General features: G+C 61.8%; 8 protein-coding genes. 7 read left to right on the top strand and 1 reads right to left on the bottom strand.

Annotation, left to right across the window (positions count from 1 at the left end; translation table 11 throughout):
- Window positions 1–23: 23 nt before the first annotated feature.
- The 5 genes from ugpB to ugpQ all read left to right on the top strand — a co-directional run bounded on the left by ugpB (window position 24) and on the right by ugpQ (window position 5,118).
- On the top strand, window positions 24–1,337 hold the full coding sequence (gene ugpB / locus AC1DWI_RS08330) for a sn-glycerol-3-phosphate ABC transporter substrate-binding protein UgpB (RefSeq protein WP_457279661.1): 1,314 nt from the start codon (window positions 24–26) through the stop codon (window positions 1,335–1,337).
- A 131-nt stretch (window positions 1,338–1,468) separates the two neighbouring features.
- A complete protein-coding gene (gene ugpA, locus AC1DWI_RS08335; protein ID WP_477669824.1) occupies window positions 1,469–2,350 on the top strand; it encodes a sn-glycerol-3-phosphate ABC transporter permease UgpA in 882 nt (293 codons plus the stop codon).
- 36 nt (window positions 2,351–2,386) lie between these two features.
- Window positions 2,387–3,238, top strand: coding sequence for a sn-glycerol-3-phosphate ABC transporter permease UgpE (ugpE, locus tag AC1DWI_RS08340; protein ID WP_477669825.1), 852 nt, complete (start codon window positions 2,387–2,389; stop codon window positions 3,236–3,238).
- Between the two features lie 62 nt (window positions 3,239–3,300).
- Entirely contained in the window at window positions 3,301–4,320 is a 1,020-nt protein-coding gene (locus tag AC1DWI_RS08345; protein ID WP_477669826.1) for a sn-glycerol-3-phosphate import ATP-binding protein UgpC, read from the top strand.
- A gap of 42 nt (window positions 4,321–4,362) precedes the next feature.
- Window positions 4,363–5,118, top strand: a complete 756-nt coding sequence (ugpQ, locus tag AC1DWI_RS08350) for a glycerophosphodiester phosphodiesterase (RefSeq protein ID WP_477669827.1) — start codon at window positions 4,363–4,365, stop codon at window positions 5,116–5,118.
- Between the two features lie 149 nt (window positions 5,119–5,267).
- On the opposite strand, the gene AC1DWI_RS08355 is transcribed toward ugpQ, so the two are convergent.
- The gene (locus AC1DWI_RS08355) at window positions 5,268–5,558 is read right to left on the bottom strand and encodes a hypothetical protein (RefSeq protein WP_477669828.1); all 291 of its coding nucleotides are present in this window, start codon (window positions 5,556–5,558) and stop codon (window positions 5,268–5,270) included.
- Between the two features lie 137 nt (window positions 5,559–5,695).
- Between AC1DWI_RS08355 and hemA the strand changes: the two genes are divergently transcribed.
- Together hemA and AC1DWI_RS08365 are read left to right on the top strand one after the other, a co-directional pair.
- Complete coding sequence (gene hemA, locus AC1DWI_RS08360; RefSeq protein WP_477724662.1) at window positions 5,696–6,985, top strand: glutamyl-tRNA reductase; 1,290 nt, start codon at window positions 5,696–5,698, stop codon at window positions 6,983–6,985.
- 107 nt (window positions 6,986–7,092) lie between these two features.
- On the top strand, window positions 7,093–7,836 hold a 744-nt coding region (locus AC1DWI_RS08365; RefSeq protein ID WP_477724663.1), incomplete at its 3' end, for a PCRF domain-containing protein.

Genomic DNA, 7,836 nt, shown 5'->3' on the forward strand with positions numbered 1-7,836 from the left:
CGCGTCCAATCCCAGGAGTTTTAATGAAAAACCGTCTCTCAGCATTCGCCTTCGCGGCCCTCGGCCTGTGCGCGCCGCTGGCCAGCCAGGCCCAGACCGAGATCCAGTGGTGGCATTCAATGACGGCCGTCAACGGCGAATGGGTCAATGACCTGGCCAAGCAATTCAATGAGAGCCAGAAGGAATACAAGGTAGTGCCCACCTTCAAGGGCACGTACGATGAGTCCATGACGGCCTCCATCGCGGCCTTCCGCGCCGGCAATGCGCCGCATATCCTTCAGGTTTTTGAAGTGGGCACCGCCACGATGCAGGCCAGCAAGGGAGCCATCGTCCCGGTCGGCAAGATCATGCAGGACGCCGGAGAAAAATTCGATCCGAAAGCCTACATCCCCGCTGTTGCCGGCTACTACACCGCGCCAAACGGCCAGATGTTGAGCTTCCCGTTCAACAGCTCCACCACCATCTTCTATTTCAACAAGGACGCATTCAAGGCTGCGGGCCTGCCGACCGACAAGGCCCCCGTCACCTGGCCTGAAGTCGTCAACGCCGCCGCCAAACTGAAGGCCTCCGGTCACAAATGTCCCTTCACGACCGCCTGGCAGAACTGGACACAGGTGGAAAGTTTCTCGGCCTGGCACAACGTCGAGTTCGCCACCAAAGCCAACGGCCTGCAAGGCATGGATGCGCGCCTGAAGGTGGATTCGCCGCTGCACGTGCGCCACATCGAGAACCTGGCCAACATGGCCAAACAGGGCCTCTTTATCTACAAGGGCCGCGGTAACGTGCCGGAAGCCAGTTTCGTGTCGGGCGAGTGCGCCATGATCAACACGTCTTCGGGCTTTTACGGCAATGTGGCCAAAAACGCCAAGTTCGCCTACGGCCTGGCTCCGCTGCCTTACTACCAGGACGTTCCCGGCGCGCCGCAAAACACCGTCATCGGCGGCGCCAGTCTGTGGGTCATGTCGGGCAAAAAGCCGGCCGAATACAAGGGCGTCGCCAAGTTCTTCAGCTTCATATCCACGCCTGAAGTGCAGTCGGCCAGCCACAAGCGCACCGGTTACCTGCCCGTGACGATGGCATCGTACGACCTGACCGAAAAGTCCGGCTTCTACAAACAGAACCCGGGCACCGACGTCGCGGTGACGCAAATGATCCGCAAGGTCACGGACAAGAGCCGCGGCATCCGTCTGGGCAACTATGTGCAGATTCGCGCGATCGAGGACGAAGAACTCGAGCAGGTCTGGAACGGCAAGAAGACGGCCAAAGAAGCGTTGGGCTCCATCGTCAAGCGCGGCAATGAGCAGCTTGAGCGCTTCCAGAAGGCCAACAAGGGCTGATCGCCCAAGAGACAGAGCAGGCCCGCACGGCGGGCTAAACTCGGCCCGCTGCGCCCTCTCCCCCTCATCGGGGAAGGCCAGGCGGGTTTTTATGTTTTAGCACTCACAGGTTTTTGCCCACCGAAGGCCCTATGGAAAAACGCGTTGTCTTCCGATCCAGCTGGCTGCCCTGGTTGCTGCTGCTGCCGCAAATGGCGGTCATTTTGGTGTTCTTCTTCTGGCCAGCGGCGCAGGCGCTTCTGCAGTCGCTGCAACAGCAAGACCCTTTCGGCACCTCCATCGAATTCGTCGGCCTGGCCAATTTTCGGCAATTGCTGGACGACCCGAGCTATGTGGAGTCGTTCAAGACGACCGCGTTTTTCTCAGTGATGGTGGCCGGCATCGGCATCAGCCTGTCACTGTTGCTGGCGGTGTTTGCCGACCGCATCGTGCGCGGCGGCATGTTCTACAAAACCATGCTCGTGTTGCCCTACGCGGTTGCCCCGGCTGTGGCGGCCGTGCTGTGGGTGTTCATGTTTTCTCCCTCGCTGGGCGTGGTCGCCTACGCGCTGGGCAAGATAGGCATCAACTGGAATCATCTGCTCGACTCCGGCCATGCCATGACGCTGATCGTGATGGCCTCGGTGTGGAAGCAGATTTCTTATAACTTCCTGTTTTTTCTGGCGGGCCTGCAGTCCATACCGAAATCGCTGATCGAGGCCGCTGCGATTGACGGTGCCCGACCCTGGCGCCGCTTCTGGACCATCCAGTTCCCGCTGCTGTCGCCCACCACCTTCTTCCTGCTGGTGATCAACGTGGTCTATGCCTTCTTCGACACGTTTGCCATCGTCGACGCCGCCACGCAGGGCGGGCCAGGCAAGGACACAGCCATCCTGGTCTACAAGGTGTATTACGACGGCTTCAAGGCCATGGACCTGGGCGGCTCGGCTGCGCAGTCGGTCGTGCTGATGGTGATCGTGGTGGCGCTCACCGTCATCCAGTTCCGCTACGTCGAGAAAAAGGTTCAATACTGATGAAAACGATAACAAAAAATACGACGGGAGCCCATCATGGTTGAAAAACGCGGCACGCATGGCATCCTCGCGCATGTGATCGTGATATTGGGCGTCTTCATCGTCGCCTTCCCCCTCTACCTGGCCTTTGTGGCCTCGACCCACACGGCGCAGGAAATCGTGCAGGCGCCCATGCCGATGCTGCCGGGCACCAACATGCTCGACAGCTACAAGGCCGCGCTGTTCGGGCGTGAATCCGCAGCCGGCTCCAACGCACCCGTGGCGCACATGATGTGGGTCAGCTTCGTCACGGCGATGGTGATCGCCATCGGCAAGATCACCATCTCGCTGCTGTCGGCATTTGCCATCGTGTACTTCCGCTTTCCGTTCAAGAAGACCTGCTTCTGGGCCATCTTCGTGACGCTGATGCTGCCGGTGGAGGTGCGCATTCTGCCCACCTACAAGGTGCTGTCGGACTTGAACATGCTCAACACGTATGCAGGCCTCACGGTGCCGCTGATTGCCTCGGCCACGGCAACCTTTTTGTTCCGCCAGTTTTTCCTGACGGTGCCAGAAGAACTGACCGAAGCATCGCGCATGGACGGCGCCAGCCCCATGCGTTTTTTCTTTGACGTGCTGCTTCCGCTGTCGAAGACCTCCATCGCGGCGCTCTTTGTCATCCAGTTCATCTACGGCTGGAACCAGTACCTCTGGCCGCTGCTGGCCACGACCAGTGAAGACATGTACCCGGTGGTCGTTGGCATCAAGCGCATGATCGCCGGCGGCGACGGCCAGAACGAATGGAATGTGGTCATGGCCACCGCGATTCTGGCGATGCTGCCGCCCGCCCTGGTGGTGGTGCTGATGCAGAAATGGTTCGTCAAGGGCCTGGTCGACACCGAGAAATAACAGCTGCAGCCCAGAGCGGCCCAGACTGCCAAGAACAACCAAGACACAACGGAAATACAGACATGGCATCCCTCTCATTCAACAACATCATCAAGCGCTACGGCTCCGGCAAAGACATGCTGCAGGTTTTGCACGGCGTGAACGCCGAGATCAATGACCACGAGTTCATCGTCATCGTCGGGCCCTCTGGCTGCGGCAAGTCCACCCTGCTGCGCATGGTGGCCGGGCTGGAAGAAGTCAGCGACGGGCAAATCTCCATCGGCGGCAAGGTCGTCAACGAGCTGGAGCCTTCGGAGCGGGACATCGCCATGGTGTTCCAGAACTACGCGCTTTACCCGCACATGAGCGTGTTCGACAACATGGCTTACGGCCTGAAGATCGCCAAAGTGCCCAAGGACGAAATCAAGACGCGCGTCGACAAGGCCGCCAAGATCCTCGAGCTGGGCCACCTGCTGGACCGCAAGCCCCGCGCGCTCTCGGGCGGGCAGCGCCAGCGCGTGGCCATGGGCCGCGCCATCGTGCGCCAGCCACAGGTGTTTTTGTTTGACGAGCCGCTGTCCAATCTGGACGCCAAGCTGCGCGTGCAGACCCGCCTGGAGATCCAGAAGTTGCACCGCGAACTCGGCATCACCTCGCTTTTCGTCACCCACGACCAGGTCGAGGCCATGACACTGGCCCAGCGCATGATGGTGATGAACGCCGGCCGCATGGAGCAGTTCGGCACGCCCGAAGAGGTTTACAACCGGCCGGCTACCACCTTTGTGGCCAGCTTCATGGGCTCGCCGCCCATGAATTTGCTCAAGCAGGCGCCGAACACCGATTTCGGCGGCAAGCCCGGCGCCATTCTGGGCATACGGCCTGAACACTTGACGGTGGGCACCACGGGTTGGCCCGTGCAGGTCGACACGATTGAAATGCTGGGCGCCGAGCGCCTGCTGTACTGCCGCATGGGCAGCGAAGCCATCATCGTGCGCACCGACGAAAGCCTGTCAATCGCGCCCGAGATCGGCGCGACCATCCATGTCACGCCGCGCGCAGATCGCCTGCACTGGTTTGACTCGGAAACGGGCAAACGGATCTAATTTCCGGCTTTCGTCTCGTCTCCACAGGTCCTGAGCACACCCATGACAAACCCCGTATCAGCTGCCAACTGGCCCTACCCGCGCTGGGTAGCGCATCGCGGCGCCGGCAAGCTGGCGCCCGAAAACACCCTGGCCTCCTTCATGCTGGGCGCCAGCCATGGCTACCGCATGTTCGAGTGCGACGTGAAACTGAGCGCCGACGACGTTCCCTTTTTGCTGCACGACGCCACGCTGGAGCGCACCAGCAACGGCAAAGGTGTGGCTGGCGAGTTGAGCTGGGAGGCGCTGGCCAAGCTTGACGCCGGCGGCTGGCATTCCCCGGCGTTTGCCGCGGAGGGCCTCGCCAGCTTTGAGCGCATCGCCCGCTTTTGCCTGGACAAGGGCTACTTCCTCAATATCGAGATCAAGCCCACACCGGGCATCGAGAGTCACACCGGCACTGTGGTGGCCAACGAAGCGGCCCGGCTGTGGCAGGACCAAGCCATTCCCCCACTGCTGACGTCCTTCCAGCCGCTGTCCCTTGAGGCGGCCAGGCGCGCCCAGCCGCAGTTGCCACGCGGCCTGCTGCTCGACCAACTCCCGGCCAACTGGCTGGAAACGGCGACCGGCCTGGACTGCGTGGCCATCGTCTGCAACCACAAGCTCTGGAACGCCGATACGGTGGCCCAGGCCAAAAAAGCCGGGTTCAAGTTGCTGAGCTATACGGTGAATGACGAAGCGAACGTGCAGCGGCTGCTGGCCCTGGGCACCGACGGCATCATCACGGACGCAGTGAACGTCTTCAAGCCCGATTTGTAGTCGGTATTCGAAGGGACTTTAGAAATTCAATTACCGGATGCAGGGCAAGGCGCACGGAGCGCAGGACACCGGAATGCACTTGGGTGCATGAGGATTCCGAGCACCGCGCAACGCAGCCATGCGCCCGGCCATTGGATTTACAAGCCCCTTCAGGCCCGCCAGGCGCCCAGCAAAACCCACTGGCAGACGGCCGCGCCGACCACCATGGCGGCATACGTCAGCATCTTCCCGTCATGGCCGAAGAACACCAGCCCGGCCACCAGCACCACCACGTTTACTACAAAAACAATAGCTGCTTGCGCATACCAGGTCTGGGCTAAAGGCATTTTTGATCTAAATAATCCACCCATAAGCTGAGTTGCCAACACCAGCAGCAGGGCCACCGCGGCGGCCGGCAGGACAAGATTGAGCAGGTGATTGGCCAGCAGGTAAAAGGTCATGCGCGTAGGGGTAGTTAAAAACTCGCCTGGCTTCAGAGCAGATCCAGAACAAGCTTCAAAACGGCCAAAAAAAGGACTATCAGGGCGATTGTCCGGCCTTTGTACCGGCCTGACCGCTTCAATTTTATAATCGAAGGATGTCAGTCTGGGCCCTTGGGCTAAACCACAACACCGCACCGCTCGATTTGCGCGGCCGGTTCGCCTACGCCCTGGACCAGGTCGAGCCCACTTTGCGCGGTTTGCGCGAGTCCCTGGCCCGCCAGCCCGAGGCCACGCTGCTCTCTACCTGCAATCGCACTGAAATCTACTGCGCTGGCGAAAAGAACGACCTGGACCACACGCTGGACTGGCTGGCACACAACGGCGGCGTCTCGCCCGCCCTGCTGCGCTCACATGCCTATACCCTGCACGACGATGCAGCGGCCCGTCATGCGTTTCGCGTGGCCAGCGGGCTCGATTCCATGGTGCTGGGCGAACCGCAAATTCTGGGCCAGATGAAAGACGCCGTGCGCGCCGCCGAAGACRCAGGCGCCATGGGCACCACCCTGCACCAGCTCTTTCAGCGCTCCTTTGCCGTGGCCAAGGAAGTGCGCAGCAGCACCGAAATCGGCGCGCACAGCATCAGCATGGCAGCGGCCAGCGTGCGGCTGGCCGGCCAGCTGTTTGAAGATTTGAGCGACATCAAAGTGCTGTTTGTCGGCGCCGGCGAGATGATCGACCTGGCGGCCACCCACTTTGCCGCCAAAAACCCCAAAGCCATGGCAATCGCCAACCGCACGCTGGAGCGCGGCGAGAAGCTGGCCGGCCGCTTCGGCGCCGAGGTGATGCGCCTGGCCGATTTGCCCAGCCGCCTGCATGAGTTCGACGCCGTGATCAGCTGCACCGCCAGCACGCTGCCCATCATCGGCCTGGGCGCGGTCGAGCGCGCCGTCAAGCTGCGCAAACATCGCCCGATGTTCATGGTCGACCTGGCCGTGCCGCGCGACATCGAACCCGAAGTCAAGGCGCTGCCCGACATCTACCTCTACACGGTGGACGACCTGGCCCACGTGGTGCAGACCGGCAAGGACAACCGCAAGGCCGCCGTGGCGCAGGCCGAGGTCATCATCGACGCCGGTGTGCAGAACTTCATGCACTGGCTGGGCCAGCGCCGCAGCGTGCCGCTGATCCAGCAGCTCAATGCGCAGACCRACGAGTGGCGCGCTGCCGAAATCGTGCGAGCAAAAAAGCTGCTGGCCCGGGGCGAGCCCATCGACACGGTGCTGGACGCACTGACCCGCGGCCTCACCCAGAAAATGCTGCACGGCGCGCTGGCCGAGCTGCATGCGGGCGACGCCAACAGCCGCGAAGCCACGGCACAGACCGTATCCAGGCTGTTTTTGCGCGGCCAGCTGCCCAAAATCCAGTCCGACGACAAAGAGCGTTAGCGGCCGCCAACGCACTGACTTCCTGTGCCGGCGCAAGCCGGTGGCTCCGCTGGCGGAGCGTCGTTGTTGACGGCCTTCTGGCCCCCTTTTTCCAGTCCTCCATTTCCATGAAACCTTTTCTTCGCCAAACCCTGGACCGCCAGCTGCTGCGGCTGCACGAGCTGGACGCATTGCTGTCTGCCAGCGACGTGGTCAGCGACCTGGACCGCTTCCGTTCGCTGACCCGGGAGCACGCCGAAGCCAGCGTGATCGCCGACCAGTACTTGCGGCTCACCAGTCGCGAGGCCGACCTCAGCAGTGCTGAAGGCATGCTGGCTGAAGCCAAAGATGACCCGGAAATGGCTGCGATGGCGGAGGAAGAAATCGCCGCGGCCAAAGCCGATATCGCGCAGATCGACGAGGCCCTGCAGCTGATGCTGATTCCGAAGGACCCGGACGACGCGCGCGCGGCTTTCATCGAAATCCGGGCCGGCACCGGGGGGGATGAATCGGCGCTGTTTGCAGGTGACCTGTTCCGCATGTACACCCGCTTTGCCGAACGCAACCGCTGGCAAGTGGAAATCATCAGTGAATCCTCCAGCGAACTGGGTGGCTACAAGGAAGTCGTGCTGCGCATTGACGGCGCCACGGATTCCCTGGGCGTCGGCGTGTATGGCAAGCTGCGCTTTGAGTCGGGCGGTCACCGTGTGCAGCGCGTTCCCGCCACTGAAACGCAAGGCCGCATCCATACCAGCGCCTGCACGGTGGCCGTGATGCCGGAGCCCGACGAAGCCGTGGCCATCCAGATCAACCCAGCCGACCTGCGCATCGATACCTACCGCGCCAGCGGCGCCGGCGGCCAGCACATCAAC

Source organism: Polaromonas sp. P3_C2, assembly GCF_056402675.1.